23 protein-coding genes are annotated in these 19,599 nt (G+C 45.0%); 11 read left to right on the forward strand and 12 right to left on the reverse strand.

Annotated features, from left to right (window positions below):
• Nucleotides 1-10 precede the first annotated feature (10 nt).
• Entirely contained in the window at nt 11-1,702 is a 1,692-nt protein-coding gene (locus B9G69_RS02725) for a CocE/NonD family hydrolase (RefSeq protein WP_088614027.1), read from the forward strand.
• 23 nt (nt 1,703-1,725) lie between these two features.
• Here B9G69_RS02725 and B9G69_RS02730 read toward each other — a convergent pair whose 3' ends face one another.
• From B9G69_RS02730 to B9G69_RS02755, 6 genes are all read right to left on the reverse strand, one after another.
• On the reverse strand, nt 1,726-2,535 hold the full coding sequence (locus B9G69_RS02730; RefSeq protein WP_088614026.1) for an ABC transporter permease: 810 nt from the start codon (nt 2,533-2,535) through the stop codon (nt 1,726-1,728).
• Nucleotides 2,532-3,464, reverse strand: a complete 933-nt coding sequence (locus B9G69_RS02735) for an ABC transporter permease (RefSeq protein WP_088614025.1) — start codon at nt 3,462-3,464, stop codon at nt 2,532-2,534. Before B9G69_RS02735 ends, B9G69_RS02730 begins: the two co-directional genes overlap by 4 nt.
• A 64-nt stretch (nt 3,465-3,528) precedes the next feature.
• On the reverse strand, nt 3,529-4,494 hold the full coding sequence (locus tag B9G69_RS02740) for a lytic transglycosylase domain-containing protein (RefSeq protein ID WP_265437939.1): 966 nt from the start codon (nt 4,492-4,494) through the stop codon (nt 3,529-3,531).
• Between the two features lie 129 nt (nt 4,495-4,623).
• Entirely contained in the window at nt 4,624-5,214 is a 591-nt protein-coding gene (pdxH, locus tag B9G69_RS02745; RefSeq protein ID WP_265437940.1) for a pyridoxamine 5'-phosphate oxidase, read from the reverse strand.
• Nucleotides 5,215-5,220: 6 nt separating this feature from the next.
• On the reverse strand, nt 5,221-5,922 hold the full coding sequence (locus B9G69_RS02750; RefSeq protein ID WP_088615059.1) for an FKBP-type peptidyl-prolyl cis-trans isomerase: 702 nt from the start codon (nt 5,920-5,922) through the stop codon (nt 5,221-5,223).
• 135 nt (nt 5,923-6,057) lie between these two features.
• A complete protein-coding gene (locus B9G69_RS02755; RefSeq protein ID WP_265437941.1) occupies nt 6,058-6,384 on the reverse strand; it encodes a hypothetical protein in 327 nt (108 codons plus the stop codon).
• A gap of 304 nt (nt 6,385-6,688) precedes the next feature.
• Between B9G69_RS02755 and B9G69_RS02760 the strand changes: the two genes are divergently transcribed.
• The 4 genes from B9G69_RS02760 (at nt 6,689) to B9G69_RS02775 (ending at nt 9,572) form a co-directional block, all read left to right on the forward strand.
• Nucleotides 6,689-7,078 (forward strand): hypothetical protein, encoded by a 390-nt coding sequence (locus B9G69_RS02760; RefSeq protein WP_088615061.1) that lies wholly within the window; start codon nt 6,689-6,691, stop codon nt 7,076-7,078.
• A 59-nt stretch (nt 7,079-7,137) separates the two neighbouring features.
• Nucleotides 7,138-7,827: a response regulator transcription factor gene (locus tag B9G69_RS02765; RefSeq protein ID WP_088615062.1), complete on the forward strand. Its 690-nt coding sequence runs from the start codon at nt 7,138-7,140 to the stop codon at nt 7,825-7,827.
• Nucleotides 7,805-9,262 carry a HAMP domain-containing sensor histidine kinase gene (locus B9G69_RS02770; protein WP_088615063.1) on the forward strand — a complete coding sequence of 486 codons (1,458 nt, stop codon included), beginning with the start codon at nt 7,805-7,807 and terminating at the stop codon, nt 9,260-9,262. Before B9G69_RS02765 ends, B9G69_RS02770 begins: the two co-directional genes overlap by 23 nt.
• Nucleotides 9,263-9,350: 88 nt before the next feature.
• Nucleotides 9,351-9,572: a hypothetical protein gene (locus B9G69_RS02775; protein WP_141096900.1), complete on the forward strand. Its 222-nt coding sequence runs from the start codon at nt 9,351-9,353 to the stop codon at nt 9,570-9,572.
• Between the two features lie 128 nt (nt 9,573-9,700).
• Here the strand turns inward: B9G69_RS02775 and B9G69_RS02780 are convergent, their stop codons facing one another.
• From B9G69_RS02780 to B9G69_RS02795, 4 genes are all read right to left on the reverse strand, one after another.
• Entirely contained in the window at nt 9,701-10,987 is a 1,287-nt protein-coding gene (locus tag B9G69_RS02780; protein ID WP_088615065.1) for a putative Na+/H+ antiporter, read from the reverse strand.
• Between the two features lie 23 nt (nt 10,988-11,010).
• Nucleotides 11,011-11,928 carry an ADP-ribosylglycohydrolase family protein gene (locus B9G69_RS02785; protein ID WP_088615066.1) on the reverse strand — a complete coding sequence of 306 codons (918 nt, stop codon included), beginning with the start codon at nt 11,926-11,928 and terminating at the stop codon, nt 11,011-11,013.
• A gap of 10 nt (nt 11,929-11,938) precedes the next feature.
• Nucleotides 11,939-12,802, reverse strand: coding sequence for an HNH endonuclease family protein (locus B9G69_RS02790; RefSeq protein WP_254916829.1), 864 nt, complete (start codon nt 12,800-12,802; stop codon nt 11,939-11,941).
• Nucleotides 12,803-12,935: 133 nt separating this feature from the next.
• Nucleotides 12,936-13,094: a hypothetical protein gene (locus B9G69_RS02795; protein WP_254916830.1), complete on the reverse strand. Its 159-nt coding sequence runs from the start codon at nt 13,092-13,094 to the stop codon at nt 12,936-12,938.
• A 302-nt stretch (nt 13,095-13,396) separates the two neighbouring features.
• On the opposite strand from B9G69_RS02795, the gene B9G69_RS02800 reads away from it, so the two are divergent.
• The 4 genes from B9G69_RS02800 to B9G69_RS02815 all read left to right on the forward strand — a co-directional run bounded on the left by B9G69_RS02800 (nt 13,397) and on the right by B9G69_RS02815 (nt 16,874).
• A complete protein-coding gene (locus B9G69_RS02800) occupies nt 13,397-13,957 on the forward strand; it encodes a hypothetical protein (RefSeq protein WP_254916831.1) in 561 nt (186 codons plus the stop codon).
• Nucleotides 13,958-13,959: 2 nt separating this feature from the next.
• Nucleotides 13,960-14,571 carry a Crp/Fnr family transcriptional regulator gene (locus B9G69_RS02805; protein ID WP_088615068.1) on the forward strand — a complete coding sequence of 204 codons (612 nt, stop codon included), beginning with the start codon at nt 13,960-13,962 and terminating at the stop codon, nt 14,569-14,571.
• A gap of 650 nt (nt 14,572-15,221) precedes the next feature.
• Entirely contained in the window at nt 15,222-16,559 is a 1,338-nt protein-coding gene (locus tag B9G69_RS02810; protein WP_088617026.1) for an OmpA family protein, read from the forward strand.
• A gap of 3 nt (nt 16,560-16,562) precedes the next feature.
• A complete protein-coding gene (locus B9G69_RS02815; RefSeq protein ID WP_254917064.1) occupies nt 16,563-16,874 on the forward strand; it encodes a transcriptional regulator in 312 nt (103 codons plus the stop codon).
• A gap of 2 nt (nt 16,875-16,876) precedes the next feature.
• On the opposite strand, the gene B9G69_RS02820 is transcribed toward B9G69_RS02815, so the two are convergent.
• The gene (locus tag B9G69_RS02820; RefSeq protein WP_088617025.1) at nt 16,877-17,539 is read right to left on the reverse strand and encodes a protein-L-isoaspartate O-methyltransferase family protein; all 663 of its coding nucleotides are present in this window, start codon (nt 17,537-17,539) and stop codon (nt 16,877-16,879) included.
• Between the two features lie 53 nt (nt 17,540-17,592).
• Between B9G69_RS02820 and B9G69_RS02825 the strand changes: the two genes are divergently transcribed.
• Together B9G69_RS02825 and B9G69_RS02830 are read left to right on the forward strand one after the other, a co-directional pair.
• A complete protein-coding gene (locus tag B9G69_RS02825) occupies nt 17,593-18,549 on the forward strand; it encodes a LysR family transcriptional regulator (RefSeq protein ID WP_088617024.1) in 957 nt (318 codons plus the stop codon).
• A gap of 157 nt (nt 18,550-18,706) precedes the next feature.
• The gene (locus B9G69_RS02830; protein ID WP_088617023.1) at nt 18,707-19,237 is read left to right on the forward strand and encodes a Dps family protein; all 531 of its coding nucleotides are present in this window, start codon (nt 18,707-18,709) and stop codon (nt 19,235-19,237) included.
• Nucleotides 19,238-19,313: 76 nt separating this feature from the next.
• Here B9G69_RS02830 and B9G69_RS02835 read toward each other — a convergent pair whose 3' ends face one another.
• Nucleotides 19,314-19,583 (reverse strand): KH domain-containing protein, encoded by a 270-nt coding sequence (locus tag B9G69_RS02835; RefSeq protein WP_254917061.1) that lies wholly within the window; start codon nt 19,581-19,583, stop codon nt 19,314-19,316.
• Nucleotides 19,584-19,599: the final 16 nt, after the last annotated feature.

The following is a 19,599-nucleotide window of genomic DNA, read 5'->3' on the forward strand; positions in this document are numbered from 1 at the left end:
GTTTCTATCCATGAACTTCAAAATTCGCGTTTCAAGCCTATTGCTTCTTGCCCTGACCGCTTTAGGCAGTCTTTCGGCAATGGCTTATCCATCAACTCCGGTGGAAAAAATCTGCGATCAGTATCCTAAGCGCTCGAAGCTCCTGGGCGAAGCAGAGTTCGAGATGATCCAAAAAGAGTTGATAAACTATCCCGCTGATTGGCTGCAGGAGTTCTGCCTTGGAAATCCGGAACTGGTTTTAAATAACGGAGTGATGACTATTTACCGCCATGGTCAGAAGAACGCCATTATTCTGATAAATCGAGACAGGAACGTAGCCGATATTGCTTTCGCTGAAATCAGTTTTGATTACAGTATTGCCCAGGCCGCAGTTACCATGTCGGACGGAATTCAAATTCCCACGTTAGTGTTTAAGCCTAGTTTAAAAAAGGCAACCACAGTTCCAGCCCTACTTGTCCGCTCCCCCTACTTTTCAAAAGGCATCAGCTTTACAAACTATCTTGCAGCGGTGAAAAACGGGATAGCAGTCGTTCTGCAACCAGCTCGCGGGACATCAAATGCTCCGGGTGATTTTGAGTGGTTGAATTGGAAACAAGAAGCGAAAGACGCCAACGCCACAATGAATTGGATCACCCAGCAAAAGTGGTTTAACGGTGATATCTATGCTGCGGGAGTTTCTTACGACGGCTTTTTAGCTCTTGCGGCTGCAACAACAAATCACCCCGCTCTTCAAGCGGCATTACCGACCAGTGCTCCCTGGAATCCCAGTGCAGACAGTTTATCGGCTCATGGTAACGGTGTCCTTGCGATGAAATACACAACCGGGCTTAATTGGGATGGCAATACTCGTCCCGCAGCGATCGATAAGCTAGCTCGGACATCAAAAAACTATGATGAACTTTTAGAAAATGCTCGGCGAACATTCGGCGTCCATTTGCGCTCTTTGACCCAGAAACAGTTGGCTAAAAAATCAGAAGATTTCTTAGCCGCGCTGAAGAAGACCAAAGCGACGATGATTTACAGTTATGGTTTTCGTGACGACCAAGACAGTCGCGATGTCATCAATTTAGCAAAACATATGCAGGGCTTGAAAAATCATTATTTTGTAACTCATGGATATGGGCACAGTGGCTTCATATCCCTTTCCATGTTGACGAATATGCATACAGAAGGAAAAGCATCCGCTTCTGAGATTTCTAAAAGCGTTTCCACGTTTTTTAAAAGTAAATCTGCCTGCTTAGTCTCCACTGACAACCAAGGACTTTTCGTTAAGAACTGCAGTGATGATGTGAACACGATTTGGAAGGTTGGCCGTGTGGTGGTCACTTTAGATCAGCCTCTTCATTCTGAAAAAGGCATCATTAATCCGATGTGGAGCAACCCTGCGAAGGCGAATGTTCTTGGTCAACGCAAAATAAAACTAAAAATAACCGCTCCAGCCAAGGACCTGACTATCGCAATTGATACGGTCAGTGTGCAGGATGGAAAAATGGAGTTTGATACGCAAGCATCGGGAAGCGAAATTATTCATTTGAAAAAAGGCACAAATAACTACGAAATAACCTCTCAGCATGAGTTTTTTGAATTCCAACCAACAGCTTATGGGCTTTATATAAGAAATATTAATTATCTGACTGGAGAGATTTTAGAAAATTCCATCCTGACCCTTGAGTCAGTTAGTTATGATTTGCCCTTGTATTAAAAGAAGCAACCTAAAGACTTTTATCAATCGCGAATTTCGTCGAGCAGGATGTGGAAACTCCACACGGTTAAGAACAAGATCAGGCTAGGAAATAGGATTAGATGAGGAAAACTTGAAAGCGTTTTCCACCCTTCACTGACTAAGATTCCCCAACTTGTATAAGGTGGATGAACACCGATTCCGATAAAGCTCATGAAACTTTCATAAAGAATGTTTGTCGGTATTTGCACAGCAACTAAGACCAACAAGGTGCTTCCGATATTGGGCAAGATATGACGAAGAACGATGTGCGCACTGTTTCCACCTAAAGCAATCGCTGCATCCACAAACGGCTTACGCTTAGTTTCAATAACCATCCCTCGGGTCACACGAGCCATATTAATCCAATGAGTGGCCGAAATCCCCACACACAAGCCCACGATTGCGGCCCACTGCGGATCTTGAATAGGTAAAATCAGCTGAACGCTTAAGCAAATCACTGCAACCAAGATAAAACTGGGGATAGCCATCAGTATATCGCAAAAACGCATCATTATGCGATCTACAAAGCCTTCAAACCACCCGGCCACAGCGCCATAAACGAAACCAATCAGGAAAGTTAAAATCGCGCAGACCACGCCCACAGTCAGGGAAACGCGGGCCCCCAACAAGACACGCGCAAATAAATCTCGTCCTAAAGAATCGGTACCAAACCAGTGCAGCGATGAAGGGGCTTGAAGAATTTGATCAATATTTTGCTCAAAGCCTTGTGAAAAAAAGACCGGAGCCAGGATCACCCCGACCACTAAGAAACTGAGATATAGGGCTGCAAGAATTACGAGAGGGCGCTTCATGCCTCGTCCCTCATTCTTGGATCAGCGGCTCTCATCAAAACATCGATGAAAGAGTTTACCAAAATTAGCATTGAACCATAAAACAATGTTAAACCGACAATCAAAGTGTAATCGCGATCAGACAAGGCCATAATGAATTGCCCGCCTAAGCCAGGAATAGCAAAAAGCATTTCAACCAAAAATGAGCCCGACAGCATCCCGACCAACAAGGGTCCCAGATAACTTAAAAATGGAATCAAAGAATTACGAAGAACGTGACGGACGATAATATCCCATTCTTCAACACCTTTAGATTTTGCCGTGCGCACATAGTCCATATCGTAGTTCTGTTTTAAAGAGGTTTTCAGAATGCGCACTAGAGATGCTAATGGGCGAACTCCTAAAGTCAGAATAGGTAAAATGTAATTGCGTGGCTCGGATAAAAAGGCCGTCGGCAGAAGGTCCAAATAAAAACCAAAAAGGTAGATCAACAAAGGTCCCCAGAACAGACTTGGCAAGGAAATGAATGTAATCATTAATTGATCCACTCCCTTTTCAAACCAACTGTCACGGTAACGTTGAGAAAGTAAAGACAATGCAAATGCTGCCAAGATCACTAACACCAAGGTCGCCAGATTCAAACTTAAAGTATTGCCAAAGCCTTTGGCGATGATCGAAGACACCTGCTGATCAGGATGCGCCATCGACACACCTAAATCACCATGCAATAAAGAAGTAAGATATTTAAATGATTGAGTCAGTGTGGATTGTTGCAGACCCCACTGTTCGGACAGCGTCGCCTTCACTGTTGGGTGAAGAGCAGCTTCATCATCAAAGGGTCCACCAGGTAAAGCTTTGAGCAATAAAAAACTAAGCGCCACTAGCACCGCCAGTGACGCAAAGATCTCGAAAGACTTTTTAATAAGAAAACGTACCCAGTTGTTACTCAATGCTGCCAATTCCTAAAAATTCATTTACGCGCGAGCAACTCAGCGGTTGGGCGTCGATCGTGCGTTAGATGTCGTCCCAATTTTCCTTACCTACCAGCTCCGCATTGACCTTAACAGGCACTGCTTCTGACAGATAAGGGAAAAGATCCTTTTTGTTGCCGTACAATTTTGAATAAACATATGCATTTGATACTACACGTTTTACATAGTTGCGTGTTTCAAGGAATGGGATGTGTTCAATGAACTCATCCGTTTCCAAAGTACCGAAAGACACCAACCAGTTTTTCACACGGTGTGGACCCGCATTGTAACCGGCCGCCACCAAGGGAATGGTGTTATCAAATCTATCCATCAAACGTTTTAAGTAACGAGAACCAATTTTCACGGCCGTATCCGGCTCAAGCAATTGAGGAGGTTTGAATTCTTTGTCCCCAACCAGAGTTGCCACTTTGTATCCAGTAAATGGCATCACCTGCATGAGCCCCAAGGCACCTACCGGTGAAATCGCATCGCGACGGTAAGAGCTTTCTGCTCTCATAATGCCCCAAACCAGTTCGGTTGGAACCGTGAACTGCTTTGTGTATTTATCAACAGAATCAGAATAAGCACGTGGGTAAGCAAGTTCCCACATTGCACGGCCGCCCTCAGTTCCTTGCGAAGCACGAACGGTACCGAACGTCACTTGCGCAATATAAGAAGAGCGATTGAAATGACCCGCTGTAGAATACTCCGACATCAAGGTTTTTAAGTAATCGCGGTTCTTAGTTTTTCTTTCGATGTCATAAAGATCCCAACGCGCCCACTCATTTTCACCAATGATCATCAAATCACGAGCGCGCTCAAAACGTTTCATCAAGATAGGGCTAGAGAAAGCCACGGCTTTGTCACCGCCCTCTGCCACTTCTTCGCCCTCTGCAGGAGCTGCCTCATCACCAGATGCGACTTCCACAGTTTTGTTGTCTGGATTTGCTTCAACCTCAGCTTCTTCATCGCCTTCTTTTTCATCGTCGGCAGAATATTGAGTGATCATCAAATTTTCTTCAGATTCAGAATCATCACCCTTGCGACAGTACTGCCTCACTTAGAGAAAGTTCGTCTGTCTAGCCGATTGCGGTTTTGTCAAGATGGCGTCTCGAAAAGAGAAACTTAGAGGGAGTACTTAAGGGGAACGCATGAAGGTCTTCCACGTACCTTCTTCAGTTCTTTGATAGATATAGCGTTCGTGCAAGCGACCGGTCAAACCGAACCAGAATTCGATTTCAGTGGGAATCACAAGCCACCCGCCCCAATGTGGTGGACGAGGAATTTCTTGGCCTTCGAATTGTTTTTCGTATTCTTGCACACGACGAGCTAGATAATCGTAGTCAGGGATTTGTTCACTTTGGTTCGAAGCCCAGCCACCGATTTGGCTTAATCTTGCGCGAGTTTTCCAGTAGGCATCACTTTCTTCCGGGCGAACTTTAACAGCCATTCCTGTCACGCGAACCTGTTGCCAGATTGCGGGCCAATAAAAATTCAAACAGACGTTTGGATTTTCTTCCAAATCCAGTCCCTTATGGCTGTGATAGTTGCCATAAAAAACAAAACCCTCTGGAGTTCTGTCTTTCATATAGACAACTCTCACAGAGGGAATGCCCCTATCATCCACAGTCGCCACCGACATCGCGTTGGCTTCTGGGATTTGCTTTTCAATCGCCTCCTTTAGAAGGCGATCGAAATGAAGATAAGGGTCAATAGTCAGATCAAACATCTTTAACTATTTTTTAGCTTTTGCAGCGGGTTTTTCAGCTTTTACGATATCCATCAATTCTACTTCGAATACTAGAACTGAATTTGGTGGGATACCTGGGCGACCCGACGGACCGTAAGCAAGTTCTGGTGGGATGAAAAGTTTAGCTTTAGAGCCAACTTTCATTAGTTGAAGAGCTTCTGTCCAACCTGGGATAACGCCACCAACTGGGAATTCAGCAGGTTGACCACGCTCGTAAGAAGAGTCGAATTGTTCGCCATTCGTCAAAGTCCCTTTGTAGTGAACTTTAACTACGTCTTCTTTTTTAGGTTGAGCGCCAGTGCCTTCTTTTTCAATGATGTATTGAAGACCAGAAGCCGTTGTTTTTACATTCGCAGCAGATTTATTTTTCTCAAGGAAGTCTTTACCTGCTTTAGAGTTAGTTTCTGCAGCTTCTTGTTGTTTCTTCATAGCCATTTCTTGAAGTTTCATCATTGCTGCTTGCATGTCTTCTTTAGTCATTTCGTTTTTGCCAGCAGATGCATCTTTCAAAGCTTGCGCCAAAGCGTCAGCATCGAAGTCGATGTTTTGTTGTTTCAAGTTACCGCCGATTTGTTGGCCGATAGCGTATGACGCTTTTTTGATGTCGGAATCCAACTTCACTTTCTTAGTGCAGGCAGTAGTAGCAGCCAGTGCAACAACAACGCCTCCAAGTACTAACTTATTCATTCAATCTCCCCATTCAAGGTTGTTTATCAATTCACAGACCCCATATCTTGCGACGATTTATTGAATTTTCAAATAGATAATGCGCGCAGACACACGCGTTCTTTCACGAACGTAAAGTTGGACCTAGAGGCGCGCCTACAATGGGGGCAATAAGTCTTCGGAGATGGCGCCGTAGAGAGTTTTGAAATTTAGTGGTTTGGCTATAAAACGAAGTGATCCGTGCTCTTCGTTCCCTTTGCGGGTATAAGGAGCACTCATCTCGGTGCAGATATAGATTCTGACTCGAGGGAATTTTCGCTGTACGATCTTTAAAAGGGCCAACTCATCCATGTCGGGACCCGTGACCTTGGAGATCACCAAAACCACGGGTAAATTTCCTAAATCTTGAAGCTGGGTGATGCATTCTTGAGCATTCGTCGCACGATGAAAATGGAAGTTCAGCACAGAATTATTCTGCGTCATCTCCTGTTTAAATAAATTCAGGAGTGTGGGTTCGTCATCTACGAACAGCACATGAACCATCAGATGGAAGCTCCAATTTTTCAAAGGTGAAGGGGTGTTTTCCTGATGTAAACACCCACTACAAAAGTGTGCTCTGCGTTGCGCAATTCAGCAAGCTTTTCTTATGAATTACACGCATTTGGGGCCCCTCAGGATTTCTTGAACCGGTGCTGTCAAGCCCCCGTCCCAACCTGAGAAAGACCTCGTGTCTGATTGCCTCCAAAGGACTTGTCGGGGCAGAATATAAAAAAAGGAACTCACATCTATGTTTAGCCTGATATTAGTCTTTTTGATGGTCGATCCTGCTCATGCACAAAGCAAGATTCAAAAGAGATCGACCAATATCTATGAAGCCGAAACCACCGAAGAAAAGAGCGAATCCTTCACCGCCAAAGTGCGTGTCGTTCGTGATATTTCTGACGAGGTAGAAGTTTTCTTTGAATCCGATACCGCTCGCGGAGCTTACACTTTGCCTCGCAAAATTAAATCTTATGCAACAGTCCTCAAGACGTTGCAGGAATCGGAAAAACCTGGTGGCCCACAGGTATCGGTGAAAGCGGACTCTGAAAAAAGAATTGAAAGCGTCGATAAAGCAGCCAGATCTGGATATCAAAAGAAAAGCCAATGGGATCCTGGGGAGATTCCTGACTTGTAGCATTACCATTGGCACCCGTCCCCTTGCCATCACGAGGGTGAAGTGAGAACTTTTCCCTCATGCGGATACTTGTCGTTGAAGATCAAGCAAAGATGGCAAACTTCTTAAAGAAGGGCCTAAATGAAGTCGGTTATGCAGTTGATATCGCAGAAAGCGGTACGGCGGCAGAATCTTACATGGCTCAAGGCGATTACGACCTTGTGATCTTAGACGTGATGCTGCCGGATCAAAACGGCATCGATACAGCAAGACATCTGCGCCGTGACGGTTATGCTGGCCCCATCTTGATGGTGACGGCGCTTTCAACGACCAAAGATAAAGTAAATGGTTTGGATGCGGGTGCAGATGATTATCTGACAAAGCCCTACTCCTTTGATGAACTTCACGCACGCGTTCGTGCCCTGCTACGTCGCAAAGCCAGCAATACCGGCGGGGCTGCGATCACCAATGTTTTAAAATATGCCGATCTTGAGTTGGATCTTTTGCAACGGAAAGTGCGCAGATCTGGCCAAGACATTTCACTGACAACTAAGGAATTTGCGCTTCTTGAATACTTCATGCGCAATCCTGAGCGTCCGTTGGGCCGCGTTTCTATCGCTGAACATGTCTGGGATATTCACTTTGATTCCGAATCGAATGTGATCGATGTGTACATCAATCTTTTGCGTAAAAAGATCGATGCACCCTTCAACAAAAGACTCATTCACACTGTGGTAGGGACTGGCTATGTTCTTAAAGAGTCTCCGTAGTTTTTTCGGAAAACTAAGCATTCGTGTTCGCCTGTCGTTATTCTTTGTGGTGTTCTTTGGCGCCACGACGATCTTGTTCAATATGTTCATCTTTAAGATGTCCATCGACAACCTTCAGCAAGATTTCGACGATGCCCTTTTCAATTATTCTGTCGACGTTTCCGAAGGAGTGGAGATCGGTGTTAAGGGTGACTTAAACTTTCCTCCCCTGCGCTTGGATCACGGTAAAATTTTGCCGTTTCCCTTAGGAACAGCTTTGATTCAAGTTCGCCACAGTTCCGGTGCAGTCCTTGCCCGTGTAGGAAATTTCGGCGAGTTCAACCCACCCTATAAAAAAGATTTTGATCGAATCTGGGCTGGTGAAGAAGCGACCTATCGAACGATCGAGCATATTCACAATATCCCCTCTGCCGAGGCCGATTCCTATCGTCTGATTTCTTTTCCTTTGGATAATGCGGCGAAACCTCAACTCCTGTTGCAGATCGCAGTGCCAATGACGTTGCTTGAGACACAGATTTCAAAACGTTTGACGCTGCTAGAAATCGGCATTCCGGTGGTATTATTGATCGCTATGCTGGGGGGATTGTTTTTATCAGCACGAGCCCTGGCACCCGTAAATCACATGATCGACATCGCTAAAAAAATCAAAGTGAGCGAACTTTCCAGTCGCGTTCCGATTCCTCCCGCTGATGATGAAATTAAAAAATTGGCCATGACTTTAAATGAAATGCTGGATCGTATCGAACAGGCCTTTCAATCTCAGGAACGGTTTGTGGCTGATGCTTCTCACCAACTTTTGACGCCTCTTACGATCATGCGCCAAGAAATGGAGCTTTTGAAAAAGCAAGATAAGATCGACGTTGATCAATACACGAAGAGTGCTTTGCAAGAGGTCGACAACCTGGTCAACATTGTCCAAGAAATGCTGCTGCTAGCGCGAGCGGATGCAGGGCTTGGCGCCTTGAATTTGCAAGAAATCTCTTTAGAAGAGTTGGTTTTTGAAGCCCTCACCCGTTGCGAGAAGCTTGCAAGTTCAAAGGGCATTAAGCTTAAATTCAACATCAACAACGAATCAAAAGCAGATCGCAAATCTGTGCGTGGCGATAAAGATCTATTAGAGAATCTAGTTTTCAACGTCATCGAAAATGCCATCAAGTACTCTCCAAACAGTGAAACAGTGACAATCACCTTGGTGTGGAAAGATGAAACCAGTCTGTTGCTCGTGGAAGATAATGGTCCAGGCATTCCGGAAGAGAAGCTTCCGTATATCTTCGAAAGATTTTCTCGCGGCTCTTCTGTTGAAAACCGCGTGAAGGGCTTCGGCCTTGGTCTAGCTATCGCTCAGAAGATTGCGAATCTTCACGAAGCAAAACTCAGCGCAGGCAATCGCTCAGGGAACGGTGCGATATTTTCGTTTGAAATTAAAAACATTTAATATGCTTTTAATCGGAGTTTTAACTTCGTTTGCTACGCTGATCCTGTTTCCGATAAAGGAAAACTTAAATAAACCATTTGGAGGTTTTATGAAATTGGTATCTCTAGTATTGTCTGTTGTTTTCGCTGGTGTTGTTGCTCAAGCTAACGAAGCTGCTCCTGCTGCTACTACAACTACTGCAGCTCCAGCTGCTGCTACTGAAGCTGCTCCAGCTGCAAAAACTGAAGCTAAAGCTGAGAAAAAAGCTGCAAAAAAACACGGCAAAAAAGCTGCTAAAGAAGAAGTTAAAAAAGAAGAAGCTGCTCACTAGTTTGAGCGCTTCGAACTTTTTAAGTTCAAAGCTAAAAAGGGAACCTTCGGGTTCCCTTTTTTTTTGCCCAAAAGGTGATTGCCGGTTTTTAGATACGCGCTGTATATCAAAAAAACGGCCGCCACCTTTTAGAGGAGCCACAAGCAGATGATGGCTATGGCTGTTGGTGCGAGGGCTGCAATCAACAAGTTCAACGGCTTGATTCCGCCGGGGAATTTGTGACTTAGAACCGAGTATCCCGCTGCGTTCGGAGCGTTAGCGATAATCGTTAAACCGCCCCCGGCCAAGGCTCCCGCCACCAGGGCATATTTGCTAGAGTCGGATAAATCAACTTGTGAACCCAAGTACGTCAGTGCTGCATTGTCAGTGATCGCGGTCAAAAGAGTGGCGCCCTTAAATAAAACAGCGTCATTCATTTTACTTAGCAACGGTGCCAACCACCATTTTTGGAAAGCACCGAACTGGATGATCCCACCCAAAAACAATGAAACCAAAAGGCTTTCCTTCAAACGCAAAGAATCCTGATAACGAATTGTCACTGAAGCAACACCGAGGAATAAAAGGAAAATACCTAGGAAAGCATTGCGGTGATGGCCGGTAACTACGATTCCCGCTAAGAACAACAAATGAATTAAAATTACCTGCCAAGGAATTGCCGCCTGGGCTCCTGACATTCTGGTTTCGACTTCTCTTAAAGTGATGCAGCCTTTTTGCAGATCTTTTCGGAAAATCAAAATCAAACCGATGGCATTAATGATGACTGCAATCGCCGCTTTCCAACCCAAATGGGTCGCAACAAAAGCAAAATCCCATCCCCATTTAGAGGCAACCATCAAGATTGGAGGGGCCGCAAAGGGAGTCAGTGCACCCCCGATAGAAACATTCACGAAAAGAACTGCGATTAATGCATAAATTAATTTGTTCGTTTCTTTCTGCAACATTGCATTCAACATGAAGGCGGTGACAGTCATCGCAGCTGGCTCGGTGATAAAACTTCCAGACAACGGACCTAAAATCAAAACCACAGCAAGATCTGTTGTCACCGCGGGAGTTTTAAAAACTTTTTGGACGCCACTGCTGATCGCTAAGATAGACTGACGAGCCACCGTGATAATGGGACGAGTGGAACAAATCACCATAATTGCAAAAATGAAGAACGGTTCCGTAAAATCAAGGGAGTTTTGATAAGTAATTGCGGGAGTCCATCCCTCCATGGCGATATAACAAACCATGAATAAGCTGGCCCAAATTGCAAAAACCGCTTCGATTTCCCCTAAGAGATGCAAGAAACCTGCGATCATGGAGTTTTTAGGAAACTGATGGGACCAGTGCAAGATTTTCCCCACCATAAAAGTGTGGACGACTGCGATCGCAAAAAAGATGGTGCCGAGTAATTCTAAAGTTGTATAAGCCATGAGTAGATTCTACTCATGACAGTTTATGAATGTCTAAAAAAACCGAAAACAAGCTGTTGGATTTCAGCACGGTACTCTAATTTTTCAACCCAACGTTTTGGAATGGCCTGTGAGCCATAATAAGCTCCGCACAAAACACCCGCGACAGCGCCACAAGAATCAGAATCATCACCTCGATTGACGACGGATATCAAAGCTTCTTCGAGAGTGTCATACTTTAAGAACGCCCACATCCCCGCACACAACGTATCAACGCAGAATCCTGAGGTCGCAAGGTTTTCCCAAGAAATAGAGGGGATTTGAATTAACCTTTGATAAATTGTCGGATTCGTTTTCGCCGCCTCAACCAGTGCAGCTTCATAAATGTCTATCTTTGATTTACCCGCCAGTGCAGCTTTCACCGCAGGAATGAAAATCAAATCCGTATCTACACAGAGTTGATGTCCATGGGTCATCTTAGCTTGGGTGATGATGATCTCACGAAGGCCCAAAGTCTTATCCGTGCTGTAAGTACCGACAGCATCTTCGTTCAATAATGCCAAAGGTGCCACCCGCATGATCGAACCATTGCCTTGAGCTCTTTCGGCATTATACACAAATCCGCATTCACGCAGAGGCATTCCTGCTTTCAGATTTTGCAGACCCTTAATCGTTGTATTGCCGATGTCTGGGGGATTACTTGCTAACCACGCCAACATTTCTGATTTCAAAATATCAAAGGAAATTTCCTGCGAGCTTTTCAATGAGCGCATCACTGCCAACATCAAATCTGTGTCGTCAGTCGCCTCCCCGGGTGCCCAATTAAATTTTCCACCGCCAACGATTTCGGTTTTTGCATTCCACGCAGGAAGAGGTGGCAAAAACTCCCATGGAGCTCCCAGAGAATCCCCTGCGTGAAGCCCCCATAACATTCCTAAAACTCTGTCTTGATAAGAAATCATTCCACTTTTCTTAGTGGCAAAGGTTGGCGTTGTCAGCCATAAACTGTCTTTGAGCTTGGAGCTCCGCTACAGAATATTGAAATTGTGAAACGTTGCAATTATTTTGACGGATCAGGTTTTCCACTGCTGCTTTTTCTGGTGGAGTGACCCCCAGCTCCCAAATCAATTTTACTTTCAACCATTGTTGCAAGTACTGGCAACGGTAAGCTGTATTCGGCGGCATGTAACCTTCGGGTGTGTTATCACTCTTAGTCATATTTTCATGACCGTCCGTTGAAATAAGATGAAAATTATTTCCTAAGAAATTCGCGTAAAGGCAACGCTTCGAGTAGCTCCACTTATGCGCCCCGCTCACGTATGCATTTTTGAGCGGAACAAAATGATCAATTTGAATATCTGCGGCTTCTGTCACCGTGGCACCTGTGTAGGGTTCATCCCATTCACCGCTGCGAACTGTGCAACCGCCTGAGCTCATTTCGACAGGAATTTTGGAATCTCGAACCAGAACTAAACCACGGGTATTTAAACAAGAGTTATCGTTGCTGGGGCGAATCCATGTCCCGAAGTGTTGCTTGCGGTTATAGGCCTGCCCCACATTCCCATAATCTTCGTCATGGTGGTCAAAATGCAAAAGTGAAATAAGAACGGCTTTGATTTCTGTTGTAGGAGCAGCGGCGTCAAAAATATCTTGGAGAGTCTGAACAGGATCTACGGAATGAGTTGTCGGGGCCGTTTCGAAGGAAGGCATGCTGTTAACAGTGTAGTATTCACTGAATCTTGGGTTGTTTCCGCTGACATCAGAAAGCAGATTTTCCCGTGCATGTACATTAAACGCACAAACTGATACAAGCGCTCCGACCAGAAGCTTCTTCATCAAATGCCCCTCTAACAACACATCCATGTCTTGTCTTATTTGGTGTATATAGATATTAAAGAAGGACCAAAGTACTAAAGCAACATTATAATTGTTAGAGTTCTGTTAGACACCTTCGAATCGAGAAATCCGATTATGTTACGCGCAGGGCGGTTTCGCCACCGTCTTTTAGACGAATCATTTTTGCAGACACATTCCAGCCAAGCGGCTCGCTCCATTGCTCCCTTTTTAAATTTATGGCATCAGGGAACACTTTCTGATGTTGAAATGGCGTGTGCGTATCTTTTGACATTTATTTTCCTGCGCCGGCCCACAGATTTTTTGGGCGGTAAACACAATCTTCCTCTGCCTCAAACTGCTACCCAGGGGGTTCGTTCAGGATTCATTGTGTCAATACTTCGGGGAACTTTGCCCGCTGAGTTAGGCGTTTGCAAAAGTTTACGTCCCTTAGATAACGAGAGTGATTTCGTATCAACTTTCTGTAGCCATAGCTGGCGTTCAATACCTTTTTCAGTCCAGCGGAGTCTGGCAGCTTGGCATAGCAAACTATATCCTTTGAATTTGATGACGACTTTACCCTCCGCTAACGATGTTTTGGCAATGCAAGCCCAGGGTCGTCGCTGTGTCAGTATGTTGATTGGTTCGGAAGAGATTCGGTCCTTTGTTGAAGAAGGCCGCGATGTTTTAGGATTTATCGTTCATGATCTTATTCATGCGGATCACTTTTTCCATGATCCCATCAGAGCTCAAGCCCAGGTTTTGTTCTGCCAAAGGTTGGTTGAGGTTTTAAAGCTTCCTGCAATTCAACACATGCTTGTTAAGGATGAAACTTTCCGTAAAGAATTTCATTACCTGATGTCCGATATGAATTCGGTGCCGCTGAATTTATTGAAAACTTTAAAAGCCGTGCTGTTGGGTTATTACAAGCGTCAGTCGACGGACGACATGAAGCAATCCCTCCCCTTAGAAATTGAAGCGACTTTTAATGAGTGTTACCACCAAGTTTTGCAACGCTGGAACTTTTCCACCTCGGAGTTTGCGGCCGCTCAGCGCTTAAACACGGAGGAATATCAACATCCCGCTGACAGTGTCCTGTTGGATCTAGCACTTGGCAAAAATCACTCGCCAATAGAAAACAATTTGGTACTCTGTTAGTTATGCAACTTAAAGAACTTTTAGATAAGGCACAGACCCTTCGCCGTTTTAAGGCCGGTCAAACAATCTTCGAAGCCGGCGGCGAGCCACTAGGACTTTACAAAGTTCATGACGGATTAATCAAACTTGATTCAATCTCCGCGACAGGTGCCTCTCATACTTTACGTTTAATCGGCCCCGGCGGTCTGATTGGTTATCGTGCTTTGTTCGCCGGAGAAAATTATTATGCGACAGCAATCGCCGTCGAAGAGTCTGTTTTATCCTTCGTTCCAAAAAATGAAATCCTGGCCCTTTTCCGCGACCACCCCGAAGCTGCCATGCAATTCCTGGAATTTCTTTCAAGAGACTTGCGTTTAGCCGAAGCCAAGTGGACCGGCCAAATGGACAAGGACGCAGCAGCCCGAATCGCCGACGCTCTGCTATTCTTGCAACACCATTTCCCTCAACAAAATTGGACCAGAAAAGAAATTGCCCAATGGGCCGGCACAACTCCAGAAACCGTGATTAGAACCTTAGCCAACTTTGAAAAAGAAGGCATCATCGATCAATCCAGCGGCCGCGCTATTCAAATAAAAAACCGCGACCTTTTGCTTTCCAAATCAGAAGAAGAATGACGCTAGGACGTCTGAATTAAAGTCGTCGATCTCAGCCTGCAACTTCGCGACACGCCGTCCAGGCTCAGCCGTGGCTCGCCTTCGGCGAGTGCGCGCCATCGTGGCGCCCACGGAGGTCGCTGCGTTTCAGTCTGAGCTCGCCGTCTTTAATTCAGATTCGCGGGTTATTCTTTGAGACGGGGGAACTACTCCATCAAAAAGTGGCTGACTCGATGTCAGCCACTTTTTGCTCTCTCTCTCACTTCGAAAAAACCAATAAAACCTCTAAGGACCCATCTCCAATTTTCGTAGGGTCTTATTTCTTACTGCTTGAAAAAAGAACTACGTGGGAGCAACTGCCGCAACCTTAGCGGTCTTGCTCCCGCAAGCGGCGACCTCCGTCGGCGCAGGATGCGCGAACCGCCAAAGGCGTCGACGGTGAGCCCGGATGGCGTGTCGCGGAGTGCGGGAGCAAGACCGCTAAGGTTGCGGCAGTTGCTCCGAACCCAACCCCACTTTCCAAGCAGCAAGAAAAAAGGACCGACGAAAAACTTGGAGTCATTGTTGTTCGCCACTGGTTCCTGTGTGTTTTCCCCTTTTCCTTGTCGGTCCTTTAACCGCAGGTTTAGCCTAAGTTCAGTTTAGAAAGACTCAAACTCGAAGGAGGATTTATGCAGTCCCGTTACACGAATCTATTGATCGCATCCGCATTCGCCGCCGGATTTATCGGTTGCGCAGGCAAGCCAACAAATGTCACTTCCATTCCGAATTCTGCCGACCCAGCGGTGGAAATTTCACGCACTGAAGAAATGGTCAATGAAGCACGTGCAAAACAAATGAACGTACTTTCACCAGATAATTTCAAAAGCGCGGAAAGAGAATTAGAAAAAGCCAAGGACTATCAGGCTGATAAAAAAAGTGCTGAAAAAATCTTAGAAAGAGTTTCTTACTCTCGCGCGTGGTTGCAACAAGGTGAAAACAAATCAGATATTTCTAAAAAAACCTTGGGTGAAATCACGGATGCTCGCAGTGGTGCTTTGAAAGCTGGAGCTCCGAATCTGTATTCGAAAGAATGGAAAAAATTAGAAAACCGACTTGAAAATGTCACTAAAGACGTCGAAAACGGCAGTCTGACAGCGGCTGAGAAAAAAGGACCCGATTTGGTTGCAGCTTATCGTCAAATCGAACGCGACTCTGTGGCAAAACAACACCTTGGCAGAGCGAAATCTACAATTGACGATGCTCAAAAAGACAAAGCCAAAGATAAAGCTCCAAAGTCATTGGCGCTGGCTGAAGGAAAATACAATCAAACAATGAAATTGATTGCTCAAGACCCCCGCAATACAGCTGCAATATCAAGAACAGCGGAAGATGCAACTCGTGAGGCAGACCATTTGGCAGAAGTGATGTCGAAAGTGAATGCCGGTAACTCGGAAGCGTTAGTTCTACAAAATGAGCGCCAACAACGTATGATCACAAATCTACGAGGCGAAAATAAATCTCAAGAACAAGAATTAGCTCAAGCTGGTGAGCAACTCGAAGTAGCGAAACAACAAGAAGCGGAATTGGCTCGCCAACAAGCTTTGACCCAAGCGGCAGATAAAATCCGCCGTGAACTTCGTCCCAATGAAGCAGAGGTCTTTACTCAAGATGGTAAAGTCATGGTCCGCCTTAAAGGCTTGAACTTTGCCAGCGGTAAATCAACATTGACACCTAAAAATAAAGCCTTGCTGCAAAGAGTGGAAACGGCGTTGAATGACGTTCCTGCCGCAAAAATCGAAGTCCAAGGGCACACGGACTCCACGGGTAAAGCTGAAACAAATCAAAGAATTTCAGAAGAGCGTGCTAAATCCGTTCAACGACAATTGATCGCAAATGGCGCGTCTTCAGACAAAGTTGATGCGATCGGTTTAGGTGACGAGCGCCCTATTAGCAATAATGGAACTGCTGCAGGTCGTGCGCAAAACAGACGTATTGATCTAGTGATTGAACCTACAATTCAGGAGTAAGTTATGGCACATCTACCGGGACATGCTTGGCAAGACTTGAAGAAAGAGCTCATGGAAAAATGGCATGAGCTTACGGAGAATGATTTGGACAGCACTCGGGGGAATACGCACTCGATCCTAGATCTCATTGAAAGAAAAGTGGGAATGAAAATCGAAGAAGCTAGTGAGCGATTTGCAGAGATTGCGTCCCACTATCATCTTTATGATGAGCCGGAGGACGAAGAAGTTTCTCCAGACAATTCGAAGGATGAACATGTCATGGAGTTGACGCCGAAAAAGCCCACTGCTCGTCCTGACGTTCTTCCAAAGCCTTAGTTTTAGAGAGTCCCGTCTTGTAGGCGGGACTCTGCATTTCTGTTCACTGTCACGAAGGAACACGGAATCGAATTTAGGATTTGCTGTTGCCCATTCACCTTTTTAATGAGCTGAAGCATATCGTTTTTTTTGTCTTCCTTACGAACAAAGACCATCAAACCATCTTCCTTAAGCTGAGCAAAAATCTTTTCCGGCATTTCCGCCGAACCCGCTGTAAAAATAATTCGGTCATAGGGAGCATCTTGTTCATATCCCTCAAATCCATCACCAGTAAAAACTTTTGCATTCGTAATACGCATTTGATCTAAAATACCGCGCGCTCGATCTGCGACCTCAGGAATAATTTCAGAACTGACAATTCGCCCCTGAGAGCCGACAATATAAGACATCAAAGCGGTGTTCCAACCCGAGCCTGCTCCCAGTTCGAAAACTTTATGTCCAGGATGTAGCTGTAGCATATCTAAGATGCGCATCACAAAACTTGGTTGAGAGATGGTCGATACAAAGGTGCCCTTCTTAAATAACAATAAAGGGGCATCTTCATAAGCCTCCTGAATTGTATATTCTGGAACGAAAAGGTGGCGTGGATAACGATAGTATGCCTCCACCACTTGTTCCGACAGAGGCAGAGATTTTTTCAGTAGTAGATCTTGATACTGTTCCATCCTCAGTTCCTTATTTCCTTGCGCGACTTTTTTGCAAAGTGCACTCTTACCTTATGACGCTCACTCAACTTGAATATATTTTGGCCGTTGGAGACACGGGAAGTTTTAGCCAGGCGGCTCTCCAGTGTCACGTTACACAACCTACACTAAGTATGCAGATTCAAAAGCTTGAGGATGAACTCAACGTCATTTTGTTTGACCGCACCAAGCAGCCCGTTCGTCCCACGCAGATTGGTGAACTTGTTTTGAAACAAGCGCGCGTCGTTATTCAAGAATCGCAACATATTCGCGAAATCATCGACGATTCGAAAGGCGCGATCAGCGGAACACTTCGTATTGGTATTATTCCAACACTGGCTCCCTATCTTTTGCCTCTTTTTCTTAACAAGTTTATGAAAAAGTACGCGAATGTCCATTTAGTGATCGATGAGCTTGAGACACAACCCATCGTTGATAAAATTCGCAACAACTCTTTGGACTTAGGAATCGCCGTCACTCCCATAGATGATATTAATATTTCGCAGAAAGCTTTGTTCTATGAACCCTTCGTCGCTTACTTTTCACCCGGTCACACTTTGTTACAAAAAAAACATGTCGACGAGTCGGATCTGTCCTTAAATGAAATGTTATTACTCAGCGAGGAACATTGTTTTCGCGAACAAAGTTTAGGGTTGTGCAGAAGCAAAAAGAATTTAAATAGTTCTTCAAACTTTTCTTTCGAAGGCGGAAGTTTAGAGACATTAAAAAAACTAGTGGACCAAGGTGATGGATTCACCCTGCTGCCGTTGTTAGCGACCGAGGACGTGCAAGACAAGAAGCGCCTAAAACCTTTTTCAGCACCTGTGCCCACGAGGGAGGTCAGCATTCTGCACGGTCCCCATTATCAGCGCAAGGCACTGCTGAAAGCCTTCACTGACACCATTCTACAGTCACTCCCTAAAGAGATGCCCCTGACCAGAACGAAGTCTCAATTTATTAAAGTCGACAATCCCCTGGGACATAGGACATAAAACCTAGAAGTTTTAGTGAAGGGATTAACGGCCTGTAATTCAATGTCCTTCGACATATAGAAATAGCCTATATATTCCATAGGAAAAGAAGATTATTAATTTGGTTTCAGTTGGCCTATCCTGTGCTCGTCAATGTGACTTGCCCTAGGAGGACATTATGAAATATTCAGCACAACCATCAAAAGACAGCTCAACTTCGTCTGTACACAACATCAGTAAGGCTTCTGCGAAAAGCCAACAGACTGCTGCTTCAACTGGAACTATTGAAGATATGAAAAAAACTTTGGCTGACGAGTACTTCTTGCAGCTAAAAACTCAAAACTTTCACTGGAACGTGGAAGGTCCCTTGTTCTTTTCTTTGCATAAATTATTCGAAGAACAATACGAAGAGATTGCAGAGTATGTCGATAAATCAGCTGAGATTTTAAGAGCATTAAAATCACCAGCTCCTGGCAGTCTGCAAGCATTTAAAAAATTATCAGATGTGGAAGAGTGCACTGAGGAAAAACTCAGTTCAACTAAGATGATCGATATTTTAACAGCCGACCACACCACTCTTGCAGAACTCTACAAAGCCCGTCTGGAAACAGCGGAAAATGAAGAGGAGACGAGTGCTGTGACACTGTATGAGGACTTGATCACATTCCACGAAAAAGCAGCCTGGATGATTCGCAGTCATCTCTCCTAGTGGCGCTGCTTTTGAAAACGCAAAAGGCACCTTGCTGAGGTGCCTTTTGTCTTTCTAGATGCGTTGAAATTAAATATTAAACAACAAGCTCGATGATGGCGCGGAACCCGTGATTCCCTGCCATTGCTCCTAAAATATTTCTCAGTGAAGAAATATTCTTGCCCTGAGCCCCGATAAGTTTACCGCGAAATTCCTGTGGCAACTCCACTTTATAAATCGTGGTTTTCTCTCCGCAGGAAAATGAGACTTCGACGTTGTCCGTACAAGATGTCATTTCCTTTACCACTGTCGCCATAATTGATCCGATTCGTTGACGTGCTTCATTCAATTGTTGTTCGACTGTCACAAAAACTCCTACATAC

The sequence above is a fragment of the Bdellovibrio sp. SKB1291214 genome (assembly GCF_002209355.2).
GTDB lineage: Bacteria > Bdellovibrionota > Bdellovibrionia > Bdellovibrionales > Bdellovibrionaceae > Bdellovibrio.